Here is a 786-nt window from a genome sequence, read left to right as displayed (position 1 = left end):
CTTAGAGGTCCTCGCGCCAGAAGGGCATGCTCATGCAGCGCGGGCCGCCGCGGCCGCGGGAGAGCTCGGCGGAGGGCACGACGAGAAGGTCCAGGCCCTCCTTGTACAGCACGTCGTTGGTGACGGTGTTGCGGGCGTAGACGCAGATCTTGCCGGGCTCGACGCACAGGGTGTTGGAGCCGTCGTTCCACTGCTCGCGGGAGGCCGCGATCGGGTCGCCGCCGCCGCAGGGGATCAGCTTGACCTGGTCGACGCCGGTGGCGTCCTCCAGGACGTGCTCGAGGGTGTCCTCGATCAGGCGGATGTTCACGTCGCCCGGGTTCTTGCCGGCGGTCAGCTCGTAGACGCGCAGGGTGCCCATGATGGCGGGGTGGATCGTGAACTTATCGACGTCGATCTGGGTGAAGACCGTGTCGAGGTGCATGAAGGCGCGCGAGACCGGGATGTCGAAGGCCAGGATGCGCTCGACCTTGGAGTCGGAGTTCCAGAAGATGTTCTGGGCCATGACGTCGATCGCGGCGGCCTGGGTGCGCTGGGAGATGCCGACGGCGAGGGTCTTCTCGTTGATGTTCAGCACGTCGCCGCCCTCGGTGTGGAACTGGCAGTCGCGGCGGAAGTACAGCGAGACGTCCTTGTAGTCGGGGTGGTACTTGAAGACGTACTTGCCGTACAGGGTCTCGCGGTTGCGGGTGACCGAGTACATGCGGTTGAGGTTGACGCCCTCGCCGACGACCGCGAACGGGTCGCGGGTGAAGTAGAGGTTGGGCATCGGGTCGATGATCAGGT

The 786-nt window shown here is 65.6% G+C and carries 1 protein-coding gene; it reads right to left on the bottom strand.

Translation table 11 applies throughout. The annotated features are described in order from the left end of the window. Position 1 precedes the first annotated feature (1 nt). The coding region (locus AAAX77_RS09830) for an arginine deiminase family protein (protein WP_349106099.1) at positions 2-786 on the bottom strand (785 nt) is incomplete at its 5' end.

The organism is Collinsella sp. CLA-ER-H6 (genome assembly GCF_040092305.1).
In the GTDB taxonomy this organism is placed as follows: Bacteria; Actinomycetota; Coriobacteriia; order Coriobacteriales; family Coriobacteriaceae; genus Collinsella.
This window is presented reverse-complemented; position numbering and strand designations above follow the sequence as displayed.